1 protein-coding gene is annotated in these 1,058 nt (G+C 49.9%); it reads left to right on the top strand.

What is annotated here, in order from left to right; genetic code table 11:
- The first annotated feature begins 56 nt into the window (after positions 1-56).
- Positions 57-974 carry a hypothetical protein gene (locus D6694_10035; GenBank protein ID RMH40520.1) on the top strand — a complete coding sequence of 306 codons (918 nt, stop codon included), beginning with the start codon at positions 57-59 and terminating at the stop codon, positions 972-974.
- Positions 975-1,058: the final 84 nt, after the last annotated feature.

Genomic DNA, 1,058 nt, shown 5'->3' with positions numbered 1-1,058 from the left:
TCTGATTTCGATTGGCGGCGGGCGGCTGAATAGTTGCAAAATCGCTGCCATTAATTTTGAACCTTTTGTGGCATAATTGCGACTATAGAAGTGCAGCCCTGAAAATCCCGCAAGACTCATCTGATATTTCGCTTGTATGGCGGCTGCATGCGGCCTATTCTTTTTTTCTCTGGAGGTATGTGATGTTCAAAAAACTTTCTTTTCGCGCCACCAGTTTGATTGTGGCGCTGGTGCTGGCGCTGGGCAGCGCGGTGACGGCTTTCGCGACTGTTATCACCGTAGATGGTAATCCGAGCGAGTGGCCCGGATACCCGAGTTGCACTATTGGAAATTCTGGATGTGCGCTGGCGGCGAATGATGGTGACGAGGTCGCTGTTCCAGACGACAATGATATCAATACGTTTTGGGTTACCAATAGTTCAAGTGATATGTACTTTTATTTTGATACGATAGCTACTACATCATTTGCAAGCGGCGAATTTGTTCGGATTTGTTTGGATATTCCGAGCCAATCATCGGGAGTAAGTGGTATTGGTGGTTGTACTACGCTCACAGAAGTTGACAGATTGATTCTAATTCTTTCCAGTGGGGTTCGTGTTGCGGATTGTAGCGCAGTAAATTGCAACGATAATTTTGCTGTTTTCGGTAGTGGTACGCCTGGTAGCGTGGCTACCAATGGTGTCAATACGGAAGTGGGCGTCACGTTGAGCTCTTTGGGGCTTACTCATACTGATGATGGTTCAACTTTGTCAAGCGTGATATTCTTCGACAACAATGGTAGCCCTGCTGATGACAACATTCCAAATAGTGGAACTTTGGGTATTCCAGTTGGCACAGGTTCCCCGACTGCCATTACTCTCAACAGCATGAGTGCGGCCTCCGGGACGCCCTACCTGCCGCTGGCGCTGGCCGGGGCGGCCTTCGTTCTGGTGGCGGGCGCCGGGTTGGCGCTGCGCAAACGCTATATGGCGTAATCCCCGCGGCGCAAATTTGAACGAAAAAAGACTTCCGGAGCCGGTATGGCTTTGGAAGTCTTTTTGATTCGGACGGTGGACGGT

The sequence above is a fragment of the Gammaproteobacteria bacterium genome (genome assembly GCA_003696665.1).
GTDB lineage: Bacteria > Pseudomonadota > Gammaproteobacteria > Enterobacterales.
The sequence above is the reverse complement of the archived record's forward strand: the minus strand, read 5'-3'. Positions and strand labels throughout refer to the sequence as shown.